General features: G+C 72.0%; 19 protein-coding genes. 13 read left to right on the top strand and 6 right to left on the bottom strand.

Annotated features, from left to right (window positions below; translation table 11 throughout):
* The first annotated feature begins 39 nt into the window (after nucleotides 1-39).
* From Val02_RS39280 to Val02_RS39270, 3 genes are all read left to right on the top strand, one after another.
* On the top strand, nucleotides 40-1,428 hold the full coding sequence (locus Val02_RS39280) for an ankyrin repeat domain-containing protein (RefSeq protein WP_203904413.1): 1,389 nt from the start codon (nucleotides 40-42) through the stop codon (nucleotides 1,426-1,428).
* A gap of 123 nt (nucleotides 1,429-1,551) precedes the next feature.
* Nucleotides 1,552-2,790 carry a cytochrome P450 gene (locus Val02_RS39275; protein WP_203904412.1) on the top strand — a complete coding sequence of 413 codons (1,239 nt, stop codon included), beginning with the start codon at nucleotides 1,552-1,554 and terminating at the stop codon, nucleotides 2,788-2,790.
* A gap of 61 nt (nucleotides 2,791-2,851) precedes the next feature.
* Entirely contained in the window at nucleotides 2,852-3,868 is a 1,017-nt protein-coding gene (locus tag Val02_RS39270; RefSeq protein WP_203904411.1) for an SGNH/GDSL hydrolase family protein, read from the top strand.
* Between the two features lie 99 nt (nucleotides 3,869-3,967).
* Here Val02_RS39270 and Val02_RS39265 read toward each other — a convergent pair whose 3' ends face one another.
* The 6 genes from Val02_RS39265 to Val02_RS48440 all read right to left on the bottom strand — a co-directional run bounded on the left by Val02_RS39265 (nucleotide 3,968) and on the right by Val02_RS48440 (nucleotide 9,390).
* The gene (locus Val02_RS39265; protein ID WP_239153676.1) at nucleotides 3,968-6,085 is read right to left on the bottom strand and encodes an MMPL family transporter; all 2,118 of its coding nucleotides are present in this window, start codon (nucleotides 6,083-6,085) and stop codon (nucleotides 3,968-3,970) included.
* Between the two features lie 220 nt (nucleotides 6,086-6,305).
* Nucleotides 6,306-6,917 carry a dihydrofolate reductase family protein gene (locus Val02_RS39260; RefSeq protein WP_203904409.1) on the bottom strand — a complete coding sequence of 204 codons (612 nt, stop codon included), beginning with the start codon at nucleotides 6,915-6,917 and terminating at the stop codon, nucleotides 6,306-6,308.
* 63 nt (nucleotides 6,918-6,980) lie between these two features.
* The gene (locus Val02_RS39255; RefSeq protein WP_203904408.1) at nucleotides 6,981-7,610 is read right to left on the bottom strand and encodes a hypothetical protein; all 630 of its coding nucleotides are present in this window, start codon (nucleotides 7,608-7,610) and stop codon (nucleotides 6,981-6,983) included.
* On the bottom strand, nucleotides 7,607-8,323 hold the full coding sequence (locus Val02_RS39250; protein WP_203904407.1) for a MerR family transcriptional regulator: 717 nt from the start codon (nucleotides 8,321-8,323) through the stop codon (nucleotides 7,607-7,609). The genes Val02_RS39255 and Val02_RS39250 overlap by 4 nt, the downstream gene beginning before the upstream one ends.
* A 52-nt stretch (nucleotides 8,324-8,375) precedes the next feature.
* Complete coding sequence (locus Val02_RS39245; RefSeq protein WP_203904406.1) at nucleotides 8,376-9,209, bottom strand: helix-turn-helix transcriptional regulator; 834 nt, start codon at nucleotides 9,207-9,209, stop codon at nucleotides 8,376-8,378.
* Between the two features lie 55 nt (nucleotides 9,210-9,264).
* The gene (locus Val02_RS48440) at nucleotides 9,265-9,390 is read right to left on the bottom strand and encodes a hypothetical protein (protein ID WP_275415657.1); all 126 of its coding nucleotides are present in this window, start codon (nucleotides 9,388-9,390) and stop codon (nucleotides 9,265-9,267) included.
* Nucleotides 9,391-9,653: 263 nt separating this feature from the next.
* On the opposite strand from Val02_RS48440, the gene Val02_RS39240 reads away from it, so the two are divergent.
* From Val02_RS39240 to Val02_RS39190, 10 genes are all read left to right on the top strand, one after another.
* Nucleotides 9,654-10,592, top strand: coding sequence for a ParA family protein (locus Val02_RS39240; RefSeq protein WP_203904405.1), 939 nt, complete (start codon nucleotides 9,654-9,656; stop codon nucleotides 10,590-10,592).
* Between the two features lie 6 nt (nucleotides 10,593-10,598).
* Nucleotides 10,599-11,216 (top strand): hypothetical protein, encoded by a 618-nt coding sequence (locus Val02_RS39235; RefSeq protein WP_203904404.1) that lies wholly within the window; start codon nucleotides 10,599-10,601, stop codon nucleotides 11,214-11,216.
* A gap of 6 nt (nucleotides 11,217-11,222) precedes the next feature.
* A complete protein-coding gene (locus Val02_RS39230; RefSeq protein ID WP_203904403.1) occupies nucleotides 11,223-12,119 on the top strand; it encodes a segregation and condensation protein A in 897 nt (298 codons plus the stop codon).
* A gap of 682 nt (nucleotides 12,120-12,801) precedes the next feature.
* Nucleotides 12,802-13,608, top strand: coding sequence for an SMC-Scp complex subunit ScpB (scpB, locus tag Val02_RS48580; protein ID WP_444546009.1), 807 nt, complete (start codon nucleotides 12,802-12,804; stop codon nucleotides 13,606-13,608).
* On the top strand, nucleotides 13,577-14,362 hold the full coding sequence (locus Val02_RS39215; protein WP_373318016.1) for a pseudouridine synthase: 786 nt from the start codon (nucleotides 13,577-13,579) through the stop codon (nucleotides 14,360-14,362). Before scpB ends, Val02_RS39215 begins: the two co-directional genes overlap by 32 nt.
* A gap of 71 nt (nucleotides 14,363-14,433) precedes the next feature.
* The gene (gene cmk / locus Val02_RS39210; RefSeq protein ID WP_239153674.1) at nucleotides 14,434-15,093 is read left to right on the top strand and encodes a (d)CMP kinase; all 660 of its coding nucleotides are present in this window, start codon (nucleotides 14,434-14,436) and stop codon (nucleotides 15,091-15,093) included.
* Entirely contained in the window at nucleotides 15,090-16,484 is a 1,395-nt protein-coding gene (der, locus tag Val02_RS39205) for a ribosome biogenesis GTPase Der (RefSeq protein ID WP_203904401.1), read from the top strand. The genes cmk and der overlap by 4 nt, the downstream gene beginning before the upstream one ends.
* Before the next feature lie 4 nt (nucleotides 16,485-16,488).
* Complete coding sequence (locus Val02_RS39200; RefSeq protein WP_203904400.1) at nucleotides 16,489-17,172, top strand: hypothetical protein; 684 nt, start codon at nucleotides 16,489-16,491, stop codon at nucleotides 17,170-17,172.
* Between the two features lie 128 nt (nucleotides 17,173-17,300).
* On the top strand, nucleotides 17,301-18,515 hold the full coding sequence (gene serA / locus Val02_RS39195; protein ID WP_203904399.1) for a phosphoglycerate dehydrogenase: 1,215 nt from the start codon (nucleotides 17,301-17,303) through the stop codon (nucleotides 18,513-18,515).
* 162 nt (nucleotides 18,516-18,677) lie between these two features.
* Nucleotides 18,678-20,039: an FAD-binding oxidoreductase gene (locus tag Val02_RS39190; protein ID WP_203904398.1), complete on the top strand. Its 1,362-nt coding sequence runs from the start codon at nucleotides 18,678-18,680 to the stop codon at nucleotides 20,037-20,039.
* The last annotated feature ends 220 nt before the right edge of the window (nucleotides 20,040-20,259 follow it).

Raw genomic sequence — 20,259 nt, 5'->3', positions numbered from 1 at the left:
CCTGATCCGCGGACGTCAGGCGCCCGGGAGGAGGCCGTCGTGCCCGCTGTTCCGCTGCCCCAGAACCCGTCCCTCGACAAGCTCCGCGACGAGGCCAAGCGGCTGCTGCGCGCGGCCCGCGACGGCGACCCCGCGGCCGGTGCGGCGATCGGCGACACGCACACGCTCGCCGCCGCCCAGCGGGCGGTGGCCCGGCTGTTCGGCTTCGCCAGCTGGCCGCGCCTCAAGCACCACGTCGACCTCGTCACCGCCTACACGTGGCGGCCGGAGTCCGAAACCGGCGGCGACGTCGCCGACGAGTTCTGCCGGTTGGCGTGCCTCACCTACACCGACAAGGACAGCCCGGCACGGCGCGAGCGCGCCGCGCGACTGCTGGCCGAACGGCCGGACATCGTCGAGCGGCACGTGTGGGCCGCCGCGGCCGCCGGTGACGCCGAAGCCGTCGCCCGGCACCTGCCGCACGGCGCCGGTCGGGGCGGACCGTACCGGTGGTCGCCGCTGTTCTACCTCGTGTACAGCCGGGTCGGTCCCGCCGACGTCGAACCGATCGCGCGGATGCTCCTCGACGCCGGGGCCGATCCGCACGAGGGCTACCTGTGGAACGGCCTGCCGTGCCCGTTCACGCTGCTGACCGGCTGCTTCGGCGAGGGCGAACAGGGGCCGGTGGCCCAGCCGAGGCATCCCCGTTCGATCCCGCTGGCCGCCCTGCTGCTGGAGCGCGGCGCCGATCCCAACGACGCGCAGGCGCTCTACAACCGCATGTTCGGCACCGACGACGACCACCTCGAACTGCTGCTGCGCCACGGGCTCGGCCGCGGCGACGGCGGCCCCTGGAAGGCGCGCCTCGGCGACACCCTGCAAAGCCCGGCCCAGCTGATCGACGCGCAACTGCGCTGGGCGGTCGAACACGACCAGCGCGCCCGCGTCGCGTTGCTGGCCGGCCACGCCGCCGACCTCACCGACGCCGCACACCTGGCCGCCCGGATCGGCAACACCGCGCTGCTGCGGCTGCTGCGCGACGCCGGCGCCCCGGCGCCGGTCCTCGACCCGGTCGACGCCTACTTCGGCACCGCGTTCGCCGGCGATACCCCGGATCCCGGCCTCGCCGAAGCGGCCCGGCGCAGCCGCCCCTGGATGCTCGTCTGGGCGGCCGCGACCGGCCACCTCCACGCGGTGCGCACGATGCTCGACGACGGGTTCCCGCCCGACGCGCGCGGGCGGCACGACCGGCCGGGAGAGGACCCGTGGGAGACCGCGCTGCACGCCGCCGCCTGGGCCGGGCATCGCGCGGTCGTCGCGCTGCTGCTCGCCCGCGGCGCGGCGCGCGACGTCACCGACGCGAGGTTCGGGGCCACCCCGGCCGGTTGGGCGCGGCACGCCGGTCACGACGACATCGCCCGGTCGCTGGAACGCCCGGAGCCCGCCTGATCGGAACCCGTCCCGCCGCTCGCGCTGATCGAGCGGCCGGCGACAGCGTCGGCCTAGGGAGCCCCCGGGGGAACTTCCGAGCAGCGTTGACCGTATGGGATCCACGCTGCGAGCGTCGCACCCATGACGACCGTTGCCGATCGGGCATCCCTCATCACGCGGCTGCTCACCCGCGACGGACAGCAGGACCCCGGCCCGGTCTTCGGCGAACTGCACGCGCTCGGCGAGGTGCACCGTTCGCCGTTCATCGGACGGCTCGTAACCAGCTACCGCGCCGCCGACGCACTCATGCGTAACCCGCACGTCGGCAAGAGTCGCCCGGACGGCCGCCGCGGCCTGCCCGACGAGGACGTGCACGCCTCCCGCCGGCTGCTGAACGCCACCATGCTCATCGCCGACCCGCCGGATCACACCCGGCTGCGGCGGCTGGTCAACAAGGCGTTCACACCGCGCGCCGTCGGCGACCTGCGCGCCACCATCGAAGGACTGATCGCCGCCCGGCTCGACGAGATCACCGAACGCGCCGCCGCCGGCGAGGACGTCGACCTGATGGACACGCTGGCGTTCCCCTTGCCGGTGACCGTGATCGGGCGGCTCGTCGGGATGCCCGACGCGGATCTGCCGCCGTTCCGGACGCTCATCGGTGACCTGTCCACCGTGCTCGACGCCATCACCGACGACGCCGAACTGGCAGCCGCCGACAGCGCGGCCGACACGATGCTCGACTACTTCGCCGGTCTCGTCCGCGAACGCCGTGCCCACCCGCGCGACGACCTGACCACGGCCCTGATCGAGGCGCGCGACACCGGTGACCGGCTGACCGAGCACGAACTCCTCACCATGCTGAGCCTGCTCTTCCTCGCCGGCTTCGAGACGACCACGCACCTCATCGGGAACGGCATCCTCGCGCTGCTGCGCCACCCCGACCAGCTCGCCAAGCTGCGCGCCGACCCGGACCTGATGCCCTCCGCCGTCGAGGAACTGCTGCGCTACGACCTGCCGACGCAGACCGTCTCGCGGATCACGCACGCGAGGGTGACCCTGCCCGACGGCACCGTCATCCCGAAGAACAGGTTTCTCCTGATCTCGCTCGGCGCCGCCCACTGGGACCCGCGCGTCTTCACCCACCCCGAACGCCTCGACATTCTGCGCGACGAGGCGCCGACGCTGAGCTTCGGCAGCGGCATCCACTACTGTCTCGGGGCCGGACTGGCCCGCCTGGAGGCCCGCCTGGTCTTCGGTGAGCTGCTGCGCCGGTTCCCGGAGATCACCCTCGCCGCCGAGCCGGAACGCCGCATCAACAACGCGATCCGCGGACTGACGCGACTGCCGGTAACGCTCCGGACGCGCCCCGCACGATAGATCCACTAGATCGTCCGGGGCGGGCTACCTTCCGCCGCCCCGGGGAGCCACCATTGCCTGCGTGAAATCGATATACGTTGCCGCGGCGGCCGTCGTCGCCGCGGCCTTCCTTGCGCCGGGCGCGGCCACCGCCGCGCCGGTGTCCACTGTGGACTACGTAGCGCTCGGCGACTCCTACGCGTCCGGCCTGGGTGCCGGTGGCGAGACCGGCACCTGCAAGGTCAGCACGGGCGCCTACGCGACGCTGTGGGCGGCCGCCGCTCCCGACGTGGTCTCCCTGACGCAGAAGTCGTGCGCCGGTGCGACGACGGCCGACGTGGCCACCCAGATCGGCGCGCTGAACGACAAGACCGATCTCGTCACCGTCACCATCGGCGGGAACGACCTCGCGCTGCTCTCCGCGGTGCGGGTGTGCACCGGCACGACACCGACCCCGGCGTGCGAGGAGGCGCTGAGCAAGATCCGGGACCGGCTCGCCGAACTGCCCGGCCGCCTCGCCGGCATGTTCCAGGCGGTGAAGACGGCCGCGCCGAAGGCGAAGGTCGCGGTGCTGGGTTACCCGCTGCCGTTCGAGGGCGCCGAGACCTGCTCCCGGGTTCCGTTGCCGAAGGCGGTCCGCGACTTCGGCGACCTGGCCGTCACCAGCGTGAACGACATGCTCCGCGCCCAGGCGGCGCCCGGTGTGACGTACGTCGACGTGACGCGACCCTTCGCCGGGCACGGCGTCTGCTCCGCCACGCCGTGGATCATCGGCGTCGAGGGGCTCTCCGCCGGGACGACCCTGCACCCCTCGGCGCAGGGCCAGACCCAGGGCTACCTGGCGGCGCTGACCGCTGCCGTCGGCACGCCGCAGGAGTTCCTCGCCGGGCTGCAACCGCCGGCTTCCCCCAGCCCGTCCGCCTCTCCCGCGGCGTCGCCCTCCCCGACGAACCTCGCGAACGGCGGCAACGGCGGCGGCCTCCCGGTCACCGGCGTGAACGTCTGGTGGCTGGTGGGCGCCGGCCTCGCGCTGCTGCTGGCCGGCGCGATCCTGTACCGCACGCTTCGGCCGCGCCGCATCGAGGTCGTCTCCGGCTAGAACCGGCGGCGTCGTCACTCCCGGCGGCGACCGTCGGGCCCATGCAAAGATCCGGGACGGGCCTGGGGCCCGTCCCGGATCTCATTCACACCGTCGCGCTCAGCGTTGCAGCGCGTACTCCTCCTCGTCGGTGACCGCATGCCTTCCGGCCGGCGGCGCCGGCGCCGCCGGCGGCGGAGCGGCCAGCCGGCTCGGCCACCACATCCGCCGGTCGATCAGCAGCGTCAGGGCGGGCACCAGGACCGACCGCACCAGCAGGGCGTCGAGCAGCACGCCGAAGGCGACCAGGAACCCGAGCTCGACCAGCATCACCAGCGGAAGTGAGATAAGCACCGCGAAGGTGGCCGCCAGGACCAGGCCTGCCGAGGTGATGACGCCACCGGTGGCCGAGAGGGCTTTGAGCATGCCGTCTCGGGTGCCGAGGCGCACCGTCTCCTCTCTGGCCCGGTGGGTCAGGAAGATGTTGTAGTCCACGCCGAGCGCCACCAGGAACAGGAATGCCAGCAGCGGCACCGAATAGTCGAGGCCCTTGAACCCGAGGATCGTGTCGAAGAGGAACACGCTGCCACCGAAGGCCGCGGCGAACGAGACGACCACGGTGGCCATCAGGACCAGCGGGGCCACGATCGCGCGTAGCAGCAGCCCGAGCACGATCAGGACGACGGCGAGCACCAGGGGGATCACCAGCTTCTGATCGCGGCTGGTGGTCACCTCGGTGTCGAGGTGCTCCGCACTCGGCCCGCCGACGATCGCCTCCGCGCCCTGCACCGCGTGCACGGCGGCGCGCACCCGCTTGATCGTGTCGTACTCCGCGACGGTGTCCGGCGCGTCCTTCGGGAAGACGGAGATGTCGACCCAGCCGCCCTTGGTCTCACCCGGGAAGGCCTGGGCGACACCGGGGGTGCGCTTGGCGGCGTTGAGGACCTGCTCCTGGTAAGCCGGCCGCGCGTAGACCGTCATCGGCTGGCCGCCGAGCTCCGGGAAGTGCTGACGCAACACGGTGAAACCGGCGACCGACTCCGGCGTGGACAGGAACTGGTCCTGCTCCCGCAGGGCGCTGGTGTTGCCCGTCAGCCCGACGGTGAGCACGCCGAGGACTCCGAGCGAGGCGATCGTGGCCACCCACCGGCGGCGGCTGATGGAGGCGCCGAGCCGTCCCCACAGGCCCTGCTTCCGCTCCACAATCGTGGCGGAGAACCGCGGGATGGCCGGCCAGAAGATCCACCTGCCGAGCACCACGAGCACCGCCGGGAACAGCGTCAGCATGGCCACCAGCGCGCACACGATGCCGGCCGCACCGATCGGCCCCAACCCGCGGGTTTCATTCAGGTCCGCGGCGAGCAGGCAGAGCAGGCCGGCGACCACGGTGGCCGCGGACGCGATGATCGCCGGTGCCGCGCCGCGCAGCGCGTGGAGCATCGCGACCCGCACGTTCTCATGCTGGTGCAGTGCCTCCCGATATCGAGCGATGAGCAACAGCGCGTAGTCCGTGCCGACACCGAACACCAGGATCGTCAGCAGCGCCGAGTTCTGACTGTTGATCACGAGGTCGAAGTTCTTGACGAGCAGGTAGACGGTCGCCATCGCGGTCAGCGCGGCCACACACACCGCCATCAGCGGGATGAACCACAACACCGGACTGCGGTAGGTCAGGATCAGCAGCAGCGTGACGACGATGACAGTGGTCAGGAACACCTGCAGATCGATGCCGTCGAAGACGGCGTCCATATCGGCGTCGATCGCGGCCGGGCCGGTCACCTTGAGTTCCAGGCCGGCGGGGCGGTCCTTCGCCGTGTCCCGCAACGGGCCGATGAGGACCGCCGGCTCGCCGTAGCTCGTGCTCACATTGAGGGTGAACAACACCGCCTTACCGTCTTTGGACAGTTCCGTCGGTGGGCCCTCGTCCTCCTCACCGGCCGGGGCCGCCACCTTCGGCGGATACCGCTTCACAAAAGCGTTGTAATGACGCTCGACCGCCGCACGGTCGGCGTCGGTCACCCCACCGGCACGGTGATACACGAAGACGAACGTGTTTTCCTCACCGCCGGGAAGCTTTTCCTCCAGCGCCGCCACCTTGGTGGATTCGGCACTGGCGGGCAGGGCGTCCACAGCCTTGTCTTTGGTAACTCCACCCAACTTGCCGCTCAACGGCACCATGACGGCCGCCAGCGCGATCCACAGGCCGATCACCAACCACGGCACCCACCGGCCTGCCATCCGGCCTGCCGCTGCCTCCCCGGGCGGTGCTGCGTTGATTGCCATCACTAGCCTCCTACATTCTGCCCACGTCGCTTGTCTGGTGGAGACTTTGTATTCAGCGAACCTGAGAAGATCGTTAAAGCTGCGCCCAGGCCTGTGGTGGCGGAGCGCGCGGGTTCGCATCGCGGATGACGTCGGCCGTCGCGCGGCGGATGTGGGGCAGTTTCAGACGTGCAAATCAGCCCTTCGTCATGTCGCCGACCTCCGGGGTCCCCGGCCGCAGGCCGTAGCGCAGCAGCACCGCGCCCTTGTCGGTGCTGAACGGCGGCTCGAGGAGTTCCAGGACGGCGGGCACCTCCCCACCGTCGAACACCTTCTTGCCGACGCCCAGCACCACGGGGAAGATCCACAGGTTGAGCCGGTCGAAGAGGCGTTCGCGCAGGAGCGTTCGCACCAGGTCGAGGCTGCCGATCACGTGCACGTTCTCGTGCTTGTCGCGCACCTCCCGCACGGCGTTCACCAGGTCCGGCCCGAGCAGTACGGAGCCGGCCCAGCCCAGCTCGGGGTTGCCCCGCGACGCGACGTACTTCGGCACCCGGCTGAACAGCGTGCCGATGTCGTCGGTCTGATAAGGCCAGAAGTCGGCCCAGATGTCGTACGTCTTGCGACCCAGCAGCAGGGCGTCCAGACCCCGCATGCCGGCCCACACCTGCCGGCCGCCCTGCTCGTCGAAGTGCGGCGCCTGCCAGCCCCCGAACGGGAAGCCGCCCTCGGGATCCTCACCGGGGTGGCCGGGCGCCTGGCCGACCAGGTCCAGCGTCGCGAACAGGTCGATGTGAACGATTCCCACGATGTCCTCCGGGGTCGGTCCGATCGGTTCTCACACCGTGCAGACCGATCCCGGCGAAGGAACTCATCGTCCGAACGCGCCGAACGCGGTGGGGTTCTCCTCAGCGAACGCGGCCAGCGCCAGCGCGGGCTCGTCGGCGAAGAACCTGATCGTGCGCACCTCGTGGGTCAGGCCCAACGGCCGGGTGATCGTGACGGGTGCGGCGAGGTCGAGGACGAGGTTCGTCTGCGCGGTCACCGCCAGGACGAGCGTGTCGCCGTCGACGCGCACGGCGCCCCGCTCGTCCCGGCGGGTCGCGGCGCGCAGGCCGACGACCAGCGAGCGGGGGACGTGCGCGTCGAAGAACGCGCCGTAGCGCAGCCGCACCGCGTCGTCGGTGATCACGTGCGGGCGGGTCACGCAGGAGGCGATGACGGCCAGGGCGATCAGCACCCCGTAGACCCCGAGCGGGAGAAGTGCGCCGCGCAGCCCGGCCGGGGCGTCGAGGGCGCGCAGGAGAACCTCGACGACGACCAGTTCGAACACGCTCGCACCGAGGAACGCCACCTGCAGCGCCGTCTGCGCACCCGAGTACGACACCGCCGTGGCGCCGGGCGGGACGCCGTGCCGCCGCCGCAGCACCCACAGGCCCATGCTGGCCAGGCCGCGCGCGTCGAAGCCCAGGACCCGCTTCGCGATACGCAGGATTCTCATGCGTTCCCCCGTTCCCGCAGAATCTGAAGGACGCGGGTGAAGACCGCGACCTGGGCCGCGGACATCTCCCGCGACAACGCCGCCATCCAGGCCGGATCCGCCTCGCGCATGGCGTCCGCGAGCGGCCCGCGCAGGTGTGCGGCGAGATCCTCCGCGAGCGTCGGATCCTCGACCTGTCCGACCCGGTCCAGCCGCGCGTAGAGGTCCCGGCCGCGCTCCACCGCCTCCCCTCGGGTGAACGGCTCCAGCAGCGCGGCCACCGCCTCCCCCTGCTCCTGCCCGATCAACCCGAGCAGCGCACGGTCGAACTCCCCGAACGCCGACCCCTCCGCCGGCAGCCCGCGCAGCACCTGCGCCAGCTCCGGCGCGACGGTCGAGTCCGGATGCAGCTCACCCTCGGCGAGCAGAACGGCCAGCCGCGCCCGGCGCGCACCCAGCTCGGCCTGCTGTCGGGCCAGGTCGGCGTCCAGCTCCTCGAGCACCTCCCGCAGCTCGCGGCCCCGGTCGTCGGCGAGCACGTCGCGGATCTCGTCGAGGGACAGGCCCAGCTCCGCCAGGCGGCGCACCCGGGCCAGCGTGACGGCGTCGCGCAGGCGGTACTCGCGGTAGCCGTTCGGCAGGCGGGTGGGCTCGGGCAGCAGGCCGAGATGGTGGTAGTGGCGCACGGTGCGGGTGGAGACCCCGACCAGTTCCGCCAGCTCACCGATGCGCATTGCTCTCCTGGTGGCTCACACCCCCAGTAGAAACGTTGACGCTACGGCAGGGTCAAGCATTGGCGGCCTCGGTCGCGACCAGGGCGCTCAGCAGGGCGAGCGCGTCGGCGCCCGGGCTGTGCGGCTCGGCGTGGTAGCAGACCAGCAGCTGCCCGTCGGCGCCGTTGATCGTGAGCGACTCGTACTCCAGGTCGAACTCGCCCACCATCGGGTGCCGGAACCGCTTCAGCCCGGCCGTCTTCACCCGCACCCCGTGCTTGGCCCACAGCCGCCGGAACTCCTCGCTCTTGAGGCAGAGTTCGCCGACGAGCTCGGTGAGGCGGGGGTCGTCCCGGTCGGCGCCGGCGACCCCGCGCAGCACGGCCACCATGTCGGCCGCCACGCGTTCGCGGTCCGGGTACATGTCCCAGCCGTGCGGTTCGAGGAACGCGTAGCGGATCATGTTGGTGCCGGGGCGGAACGCGGGATGCACGGCCTGCGCCATCGCGTTGGCGGCCAGGACGTCGAAGTGGCGGCTGAGCACCTTCGCCGGCACCGCCGCCATCCCCTCCATGATCCGCAGGAGGCCGGTGCTGACCCGCTCCGGGCGGGCCGCGGGCCGGCGGCGGGCGGGTGCCGGGCGCACCAGCGCGTACAGGTGGACGGTGCTCGACTCGTCCAGGTCGAGCACCCGCGCGAGGGCCTCCAGCACCTGGTCGGAGGGGTGGGTGTCGCGGCCCTGTTCGAGGCGCACGTAGTAGTCGGTGCTCACCCCGGCCAGCAGCGCCACCTCCTCGCGGCGCAGCCCCGGCACACGGCGCTTCCCGAGACCCGTCGGCAACCCGACCGGCACCGCCGCCTGCTCGCGGCGCGCCCGCAGGAACTCACCCAGCCGGTTGTCACCCATGCGCGCAAGCGTAGGCGCGTCCCGCGCCGCGAACCTGGCCCCGCCGGGTCCACCCTCAGCCGAGCGCGCGCACCAGCGTCCGGTCCAGCGCGTGCGCGGCGATGGTGAGCACCGCCACGACGATGAGCGCGAACGTCACGCCGCCCGCGATCGCGCACCACACCCAGGCCGGGAGTCTCACCGCCCGGTGATCGGCGGGTAGCCCACAGGAGTGAGCGTTTCACCATGTCGGGTAGGCACTGTCCGGCATGACTACGATCTACTTCGACGCGTCAGGGGCGGCGCGACATACCGAAGATGGCGCGACACGCCGATGGGCTGAACGGTGTAGAGCGTCCGGGTGACGTACAGTCGGGCGACGGCAGGCCCGCCGGCCGGTGTCCGCCCCAGGACCGCGACGCTGTGGGGGACGGGGTTCGCCGTCAGGAGGGGCGAGGGCGCGACATGGCAGGCATCGAGCAGCAGGCCGAATCGTGGACCACCACGATGCGGGCCGAGCAGGCGTCCATGGACCTCGGTGCGCAGCTGGGTCCCGCCGATCCGACCGCCTACACCGCGCGTAAGCCGATCCCCGAGCCACAGCCGGTCGACCGGCACGGCCCGGCGCGGATCATCGCGATGGCCAACCAGAAGGGTGGGGTCGGCAAGACCACCACCACGATCAACCTCGGCGCCGCCCTCGCGGAGTACGGCCGCCGGGTGCTGCTCGTCGACTTCGACCCGCAGGGTGCGCTCTCGGTCGGTCTCGGCGTCAACCCGCACAACATGGACCTGTCCATCTACAACCTGCTGATGGACTCGGATGTCACGATCGACGACATCCTGATCAAGACCGACCAGGCCGGCCTGCACCTGCTGCCCGCCAACATCGACCTGTCGGCGGCGGAGATCCAGCTGGTCAACGAGGTCGCCCGCGAGATGGCCCTCGCCCGGGTGCTGCGCCCGGTGCTGCGCGAGTACGACTACATCCTCATCGACTGCCAGCCGTCGCTGGGCCTGCTCGCGATCAACGCCCTCACCGTGGCGCACGGCGTGCTCATCCCGCTGGAGTGCGAGTTCTTCAGCCTGCGCGGTGTCGCGCTGCTCCTGGACACCATCGACAAGGTGCGCGAACGCCTCAACTTCGACCTCGAGCTCGAAGGCATCCTCGCCACCATGTACGACTCGCGCACCACGCACTGCCGGCAGGTGCTGCAGCGGGTCGTGGAGGCGTTCGGCGACAAGGTGTACCAGACGGTGATCACCAAGACGGTGAAGTTCCCCGAGTCGACCGTGGCCGGTGCGCCGATCACCTCGCTCGACCCCGCCTCGTCCGGCGCGCGCAACTACCGCCAGCTCGCCCGCGAGGTCATCGCCCAGCAAGACGAACGACTCGGCAGGTAGCACCTGGTGCTGTGGGCGCTCGCGCAGCCCGCGGCGGTGCTGGGACTGGTGGCGGCGTTCGTGACCGCGATGCTGCTGCGCGCACACGCGCAATGGGCCGCCGCACGCCTGTTGCGCCTGCCCGTTCCCACCGCGCGCGTGGGCATCGAACCGGTCGGCGTCATCGCGGCCGTTCTCTCCGGCACCGGGTGGGGCAGCCCGGCGCGGCCGACCCGTACCGGCAGGTGTCGCCTGGCCGTGCTCGCCGGACCGGCGGCCGTCCTGGCCAGCAGCCAGGTCGTTTTGTGCGCATATCGCACGACGTTCCCCGAAGATGCCCTGGTCTTGGCCTTGAACCGGCCCTCGGACGTCCTCGTCGGCGCGATCACCCCGACCACGACGGCCCAGCTGCTGCTGTCGATCGGCGTCGGCCAGCTCTGCTTCGGGCTCATGGCGCTGCTGCCGCTGCCGCCGATGGACGGCTACCGGCTGCTCGGCCTCGACCCGCCCGGCCGCTCCGCCGAACAGCTCGGCGCCGTCGCGCTGCTGCTCCTGCTCGTGGTGCGGATCGGATCCGAACCACCACTGATCGTGCTACTCGACACCGTCGGCGGCCCGGTGCTTCGGCTCTGGGCCGCCGTGTGAGCTACCGTGTCGGCCGTGACTGAGCAGGTGGAACCGGCAGCGGCGCCCGAGGCGGCGCCCAGCAGCGGCTTCACCATCAAGCTCGCCAACTTCGAGGGTCCGTTCGACCTGCTGCTGCAACTGATCTCCAAGCACAAGCTCGACGTCACGGAGGTGGCGCTGCACCGCGTCACCGACGACTTCATCCACTACATCCGCAACATGGGCAAGGACTGGAACCTCGACGAGGCCAGCGAGTTCCTCGTCGTCGCGGCCACCCTGCTCGACCTCAAGGCCGCCCGCCTGCTCCCGTCGGCCCAGGTCGAGAACGAGGAGGACCTCGCCCTGCTGGAGGCGCGCGACCTGCTCTTCGCGCGGCTGTTGCAGTACAAGGCGTTCAAGGAGGCGGCGGCGGCGTTCGCCGTCATGGAGGGCGTCGCCGGCAAGCGCTACCCGCGCGCCGTGTCGCTCGAACCGCAGTTCGCCGAGATCCTGCCCGAACTGGTCCTCGGCATCGGGCCGGACCGGCTGGCCGCCCTGGCGGTCAAGGCCATGACGCCGCGCGCCACCCCGCTGGTCTCCGTCGACCACATCCACATGGTGCGCGTCAGCGTCCGCGAACACGCCAACATCCTGCGCGACCGCCTCATCGAGCTGCGCACCGCCACGTTCCGCGTGCTGTGCGCCGACTGCGGGAGCACGCTGGAAGTCGTGGCACGGTTCCTGGCGTTGCTGGAGTTGTACCGCGAGAACCTGGTGAGCTTCGATCAGGTGCAGGCCCTCGGCGAACTGACCGTGCGCTGGACCGCCGAGGACGACGCCGCCGGGGTCGCGCTGCAGGTCGACGAGTACGCCGGCGCGGCCGAACCGGCGCCCGAGAGCACCGACGAAGGTATCGAGGAGGGTGGCGCCGATGTCCCGTGACGAGGGAAGCGGATCTCTCGCCGATCAGGCGGCGGCGTGGGTGCCACCCTGGGCCCGACCCGCGCCCCCGGCCGCGTCGTCCGAGGAGGATCATTCGGTCGAACCGGCAACCGCCTCCGCGGTCGACCGTGCCGACGCCGACGTCGACGAGGACCTGGACGAGGCCTCGACGGACGACACGATCGACATCACCCCGCACATCGCGGCCGGTCCCGGCCTGGTGACGCAGCGCGGTCCGTCCGAGTCGCTCGCCCCGACCGAGCCTCCGGCCCCCGCACCGCAACCGCCCACGGCCGACCTGCCCCCGGCCGCGCCGCCGGCTTCCGACGCCGCACTCGCCGAGCCCGAGCCGACGGCCGCCGACGCACCGGACCCGGCCGGTGTCGACGTCGTCGTGGCCGATCTTGACCCCGGCGTGCGGGATGAGCCGGCGGCCGGCGCTGGCGTGCGGGATGAGCCGGCGGCCGGCGACGCCGACTCCGTTGCCCGCACTGTCTCCGTGCCCGTCGACTCCGACGGCTCGGGCGCCGACCCGGAGGTGAGCGTCGCCGCGCCGGCCGGCCCCGCCGAGGAGCGCTGGCACGCGGACGACGTCGTGGCGCTGGAGCCCGGCGAGCCGATTGAGCCGGGCGAGCCGCTTCCGCCGCTGGACCCGGGCGAGCCGCTTTCGCCGCTCGAGCCGGTGCCGCCGATTGCGCCGGGCGAGCCGGGCGAGCCGCTGCCGCCGGTGGAGCCCGCGGAGCCGCCGGTCCCGGTGCCGCCGCTGGAGCCCGGTCCGCCGGTGCCGCCCGAGCCGCTGCCTTTGGCCGGGAGTGCCGCCGCCGGGAGCACGGGCGGCGGGAGCACAGCCGCCGGGAGTGCCGTCGGCGGCCCCGGCGAGGCCTCGACCGACGGTGCCGTCGACAGTGCGGTCGACGCGGGTGAGACGCAGCTCATAGCCGTTCCCGAGGAAGAGCTGAGGGGGGCACTCGAAGCGATCCTCCTCGTGGTGGACGAGCCGGTCTCGGAGATCGTCCTGGCCCAGGTCGTGGAGCAACCGACCGAGCGGGTCGCCGCCCTGCTCACGGACATCGCGGCCTGGTACACCCGGCAGGACCGCGGCTTCGAGCTGCGGCGCGTCGCGGGCGGCTGGCGGCTGTACACGCGGCCGCGGTTCGCGGCGTACGTGGAGAAGTTCGTCACCGACGGACAGCAGGTACGGCTGACGCAGGCGGCCCTGGAGACACTGGCCGTCGTGGCGTACAAGCAGCCGGTGACGCGTTCGCGGATCTCGGCGATCCGCGGGGTCAACTGCGACGGTGTCGTACGCACGCTGCTGACGCGCGGACTCATCGAGGAGTGCGGCAGCGAACCGGACAGCAACGCCCACCTGTACCGTACGACGACGTTGTTCCTGGAGAAGCTGGGCCTGGACTCGGTGGCGGAGCTGCCGGCGCTGGCCCCGTTCCTGCCCGATGATGTGGAGGCGCTGGCCGATGCCCACGGCTGAGTCCACCGGCCCGCAACGCCTGCAGAAGGTGCTCGCCGCCGCCGGGATCGCGTCCCGGCGGGTGTGCGAGGAGTTGATCTCGGCGGGCCGGGTGACGGTCGACGGCCGCACGGCCACCCTCGGCGACAAGGTCGACACCGACGCCGAGATCTGCGTGGACGGCGAACGGGTCATCACCGACCCGTCCAAGGTGTACCTGCTGATGAACAAGCCGCGCGGCGTCGTGTCGACCATGGACGACGAACGCGGCCGCACCGCGCTGGCCGACTTTCTGCCGTTCGTGGGCAAGCGGGTGTTCCACGTGGGGCGGCTGGACCAGGACAGTGAAGGCCTCCTGATGCTCACCAACGACGGGGATCTGGCGCACAAGCTGATGCACCCGGCGTTCGGGGTGAGCAAGACCTACCTGGTGCAGGTGCCCGGTCCGGTGCCGCGCAACGTCGGCCGCGAACTGCGCGCCGGTGTGCGGTTGGAGGACGGGCCGGCGAAGGTGGACGCGTTCCGGGTGGTGGACTCGGTGGGGCGAAACGCACTCGTCGAGGTGGTGCTGCACGAGGGGCGCAAGCACATCGTGCGTCGGATGTTCGACTCGGTGGGGCATCCGGTGAGCCGGCTGGTGCGCACCGCCATCGGCCCGGTGAAGATCGGCGACCTCAAGGCCGGCAAGACGCGGCCGCTCACCCGGCCCGAACTCGCTGCTCTGTTCGCGGCCGTCGCCGGGCAGCCCGCCGCTTCGGCCGTTTCCGACGAATGAGGTCCTGACGGCGTTCCCTGGGTAATCAAGTACTGTCAACGGCGGCTTGTGGACGAGGAGGGGACGACGGCGTGAACGGCGTCTGTGTGGTTGCGGTGGACGGTCCCTCGGGTTCCGGAAAATCCACCGTGTCGCGGCGGTTGGCCGCTGCGCTGGAGGCCCGGTACCTCGACACGGGCGCGATGTACCGCGCCGTGACCTGGGCGGTGCTGGAAGCCGGCGTCGACCCGCACGACCGGATCGAGGTCGCCCGCGTAGCCGAGAGCGTGCGGCTGGAGATCGGCATCGACCCCGACCGGCCGTTCGTCCGGGTCAACGGGGTGCCGGTCGACGGCCCGATCCGCGGTCCCGAGGTGACCAGGGCGGTGTCCGCGGTCTCGGCCGTGCCGGACGTCCGCGCGCTGATGGTGGCGCAGCAGCGCGCCCTGATCCTGTCCGCCGGCCGGATCGTGGTCGAGGGCCGCGACATCGGCACGGTGGTCGTCCCCGACGCGGACCTCAAGGTCTACCTCACCGCTTCGGTGGACGAACGCGCGCGCCGGCGCAGCCTCGAGCACGCCACCGACCAGAGCGCTACCGCCGCGGACCTCACCCGGCGCGACAAGTTGGACTCCTCACGGGCGGCAGACCCGCTGCGCCGCGCCGACGACGCCGTGGAGCTGGACACCACGCGCCTGGGCATCGACGAGGTTGTGACGCGGCTGCGGGAGATGCTGGGCGTAGCGGCGTGACCTCGTTCTCGTATGACCTCGACTCCTCCGACGAATTCGACCTCGAAGCCGCCGAAGAAGAAGCGGAGGACTTCGCCCCGGCCCCGGTCGTGGCCGTCGTCGGGCGGCCGAACGTCGGCAAGTCGACGCTGGTCAACCGCATCATCGGGCGCCGGCAGGCGGTCGTGGAGGACGTTCCCGGGGTGACCCGCGACCGGGTCGCCTACGACGCCCAGTGGTCCGGGCGGCGGTTCACCGTCGTGGACACCGGCGGCTGGGAGCCCGACGCCAAGGACCGCGCCGCCCGCATCGCCGCCCAGGCGGAAAACGCCGTCGCGACGGCCGACGTGGTGCTGTTCGTGGTCGACTCGACCGTCGGCGCGACCGACGTCGACGAGTCGGCCGTGAAGATGCTGCGCCGCGGCGGCAAGCCCGTCCTGCTCGTGGCCAACAAGGTCGACAGCGACCGGCAGGAGTCCGACGCGACCGCGCTGTGGTCGCTGGGGCTGGGGGAGCCGTATCCGGTCTCCGCGCTGCACGGGCGCGGTTCCGGCGACCTGCTCGACGCGGTGCTCGAGGCGCTGCCGACCGAGGCGCCCCGCGACGACGTCGACAAGCCGCGCGGCCCGCGCCGCGTCGCGCTCGTCGGGCGGCCCAACGTCGGCAAGTCCTCGCTGCTCAACCGCCTCGCCGGGGAGGAACGCGCGGTCGTCGACTCGGTCGCCGGCACCACCGTCGACCCGGTCGACAGCATCGTGCAGATCGGCGGCGAGGACTGGCTGCTGATCGACACCGCCGGGCTGCGGCGCCGGGTCGGGCAGTCCAGCGGCACCGAGTACTACGCGAGCCTGCGCACCAACGCCGCCATCGACGCCGCCGAGGTGGCCGTGGTGCTGCTGGACGCCGCCGAGCCGATCAGCGAACAGGACCAGCGGATCATCACCATGGTCGTGGAGGCCGGGCGTGCGCTGGTGTTGGCGTTCAACAAATGGGATCTCGTCGACGAGGACCGCCGCGAACGCCTCGCCAAGGAGATCGACCGCGAGTTGCGGCGGATCCCGTGGGCCTTGCGGGTCAACGTCTCCGCGCGCACCGGGCGGGCCGTCGACAAGCTGGCTCCGGCGCTGCACACCGCCCTGGACAACTGGGAGCGGCGGGTCCCGACCGGCCAGCTCAACTCGTGGCTGACCGCGCTGGTGCAGGCGACGCCGCATCCGATCCGGGGCGGGAAGGCCCCGCGGGTGCTGTTCGCCACGCAGGCCGGCACCTCGCCGCCGAAGTTCGTGCTGTTCACGACCGGTCCGCTGGATCCCGGCTATGTGCGCTTCGTCGAACGGAAGCTGCGCGACGAGTTCTCGTTCGAGGGGACGCCGGTGCACGTGAGCGTCAAGCCGCGCACCAAGCGGAAGTAGGGACGTGCATCAGCCGGGTATCCCCGCCGATCTCGACACCCCGGCCCGGATGTGGGCACGTGCGGCGACCCTGGCGGTGCTTGCCGCTGCCGGACTGTCGTTCGACGAGATGACGCTCTCCGACCGGGGCGTGTACTCCTGGTGGGGCGGCGGGTCGGTGTGGTGGCGGCTCACCCTCGCGCCGGGCGGCGAGGCGGTGCTGGTCGGCCAGGACTCCGACGCGAGCAGCACCCATCCGGCCGCCGGCGGCGGGGCACGGGACCTGCTCGCCGGGATGCCCGACCGGCTGGCCTATCCGGGACTGCGCGCGGATCTGGACGACTTTCTCGTCTGCTTCGCCTACTGGTTCACCGACGGTTCGTGGCACCGGGTCGACTATCCGGCCGAGGTGCTCGACGACGGGCTCAAGGGCGCCGTGGGCTGTCTGCACGACGACGCCGGGGCGGTGCGGCATGCCCTGGAGATGAACGGCCTCGATCACCATCCCGAGGCGGAGGCGGCGATCGACGGGTTCCTGCGGCTGGCGCACGGCCGGGCGGTCGACGCCGACGCGGTCTCGTCGATGGTGACGCTCGTCGCGGCCGCCTCGCCCGACTTCGAGGGCGAACGCCCGGACACCGGCAAGGCGCTGGAGGTGGCGCAGCGGGCCGGCCTCGGCCCGACGCAGGGGCCACCGCTGCTCTCCTGACCGGCGGTGTTCCGTCGACGGCAGGCGCGCCCGGGTGTCCTTGCTCCCACTGCCCGGCGGGCGCGAGGGCCCGGCCGATACGATCCGGCCTGAGCTTTCAGCCGAAGGCCCGGTACGGAATGGACGTCATGGTCGGCCACGAGAAGATTCGCGCCCTGCTCCTGGAGAGCATCCACCCCGACGCGGTGTCCCGGCTGCACGCCGCGGGCTGCGTCGTCGAGAGCGTGCCCAGTGCGCTCGACGAGGACGAGCTGATCGAACGGGTGCGCGACGTGCACCTGCTCGGTGTGCGTTCCAAGACCCAGGTGACCTCCCGGGTGTTGGACGCGGCTTCCCAACTGCTGGGCGTCGGGGCGTTCTGCATCGGCACCGACCAGATCGATCTGGCGTCGGCGGCCTCCCGCGGGGTGGCGGTGTTCAACGCGCCGTTCTCCAACACGCGCAGTGTCGTGGAACTGGCGCTCGCCGAGATCATCATGCTCGCCCGCCGGGTGTTCGAGAAGAACGCGAAGATGCACGACGGCGAGTGGGACAAGGCCGCCACGGGCAGCCACGAGGTTCGCGGGCGCACGCTCGGCATCGTCGGGTACGGCAACATCGGCACCCAGCTGTCCGTGCTCGCCGAGGCGCTCGGCATGCGGGTGTACTTCTACGACACCGCCGACAAGCTCGCCCTGGGCAACGCCAGGCGCTGCGACACGCTCGACGAACTTCTCGAGGCGGCCGACACGGTCACGCTGCACGTCGACGGGCGGCCGGGCAACAGCGGGTTCTTCGGCGAGGAGCAGTTCGCCCGGATGCGCCCGCGCAGCCTGTTCCTCAACCTGTCGCGCGGCTTCGTCATCGACTACCCGGCGCTGCGGCGCCATCTGGTCAGCGGGCACATCGCCGGGGCCGCGGTCGACGTGTTCCCGCAGGAACCGAAGGGGCGCGGCGACGAGTTCCGCTCGGAGCTGCGCGGCCTCCCGAACGTGATCCTCACCCCGCACATCGGCGGGTCGACCGAGGAGGCGCAGGCCGACATCGGCGGCTTCGTGGCCAACAAGCTCGCCCAGTACGTCAGCGAGGGCAACACCACGCTGAGCGTCAACCTGCCGACGGTCGCGCTTCCGCAGGGGCCGGGCACGCACCGGATCGCGCACGTGCACCGCAACACGCCGGGCGTGCTGGCCCAGGTCAACAGCATCTTGGCCGAGCACGAGGTGAACATCGAGGGCCAACTGCTGTCGACCCGCGGCGACTACGGCTACCTGATCACCGACGTGGGTGCCACCTACTCCGACGGCGTGCTCACCCGGCTGCACGAGATGGAGCAGACCATCCGGCTGCGGGTGCTCTCATGAGCGGACGTTTGCGGGAGCTCATTGTGGGGCGCTGTGCGTTCGCGTCTCGTGGCGCCGGTGAGCGGAGTGGGGCGGCGGCATGAGCGGACGTTTGCGGGAGCTCATCGTGGGGGACTGTGCGCTCGCGTCTCGTGGCGCCGGTGAGCGGAGCGAGGCGGTGGCATGAGCGGCGGGTTGGAGGAGGCACTGCGTTCGGCGGTCGGGGCGGCGCACGTGCTCGTCGACGCCGACCTGCGCGCGGCGTACGAGACGGACTGGACCCGCCGCTTCACCGGCGCCGCGCGCTGCGTCGTGCGGCCCGCGTCCACGGCCGAGGTGGTCGCCGTCGTGCGCGCCTGCGCGGCGGCCGGGGTGCCGATCGTGGTGCAGGGCGGAAACACCGGGCTCGTCGGGGCCGGTGTCCCGACCGGCGGTGAGGTGTTGGTCAGCCTGGCCCGCTTGACCTCGGTCGAACCGGTCGACGCGGTCGAGGCGCAGGTGACCGTCGGTGCCGGGGTGACGCTGGAGAAGCTGCAGGCGCACGCCCGCACCGCCGGGCTCGACTTCGGGGTCGACCTGGCCGCGCGCTCGTCCGCCACGGTCGGCGGCATGATCGCCACCAACGCCGGCGGCATCCGGGTGTTGCGCCACGGCAGCATGCGCGCGCAGGTCACCGGCCTGGAGGCGGTGCTGGCCGACGGCACCGTGCTCACCCGCCTCGACGGGCTGGCCAAGGACAACACCGGCTACGACCTCACCCAGCTCGTGGCGGGCAGCGAGGGCACGCTCGCGATCGTGACCCGCGCGCGGCTGCGCCTGGTACCGCTGCTGCCGGAACGGGCGGCGGCCCTCGTCGCGGTCGCCGGCACCGAAGCGGCGCTCGAACTGCTCGCCGCCGCCCGCGCCCGGCTCGCCACGCTGTCGGCCGCCGAGATCTTCTACCCCGAGGGCCTGGAACTGGTCCGCGCCTACCGGCAGCTCCCCGCGCCCTTCGCCGAACCGGCCGGGGCGTACGTCGTGCTGGAGTGCGCGGCCCGCACCGACCCGACCGACGACATCCTGGAACTGCTGTCGGACTGCGCCGCCGTCGAGGACGCCACGGTGGCCTCGGACCGGGCCGGCCTGGAACGCCTCTGGTCCTACCGCGAGGCGCACACCGAGGCGATCAGCACCGCCGGCATCCCCACCAAGCTCGACGTGTGCGTGCCGCTGGGGGAGCTGACCGCGCTCGTCGCCGAACTGCCCGCGACGGTGGCATCGGTCGCGCCGAAGGCCCGGGTCATCACCTTCGGCCATCTCAACGAGGGCAACCTGCACCTGAACGTCCTCGACGCGGGGGAGCACGCCGAGGACGTCACCGACGCGGTGCTGCGCCTTGTCGCGGCGCACCGCGGCACGATCAGCTCCGAACACGGCGTCGGGCGGGCCAAGGCGCCCTGGCTGTCGCTGTCGCGCACGCCGGAGGAGATCGCCGCCATGCGCCGCATCAAGGCCGCCCTGGACCCGGACGGGATCCTCAACCCGGGAGTGCTGCTCCCCGCCTGACGGTCTTCTCCCGCTGCGATCAACGCCGGCCGGCGCCCGTGGTCCGGCCGGCGTTGCGCCGGCGGCCGGACACTGGCGCCGGGGCGTCGCTGCGGCTCGCCATTGCCGCCCGGAGCCGGCTCTTGCCGCAGGCTGCGGGCGGGCGCTCTACGCCGTTGGTGCTGGTCGTCTTGTGCGTGGCCGGCGTTGGGTGTTGATGGTGGTTGCCCTGTGCGTGGGC

The organism is Virgisporangium aliadipatigenens (assembly GCF_016863615.1).
In the GTDB taxonomy this organism is placed as follows: domain Bacteria; phylum Actinomycetota; class Actinomycetes; order Mycobacteriales; family Micromonosporaceae; genus Virgisporangium; species Virgisporangium aliadipatigenens.
This window is presented reverse-complemented; position numbering and strand designations above follow the sequence as displayed.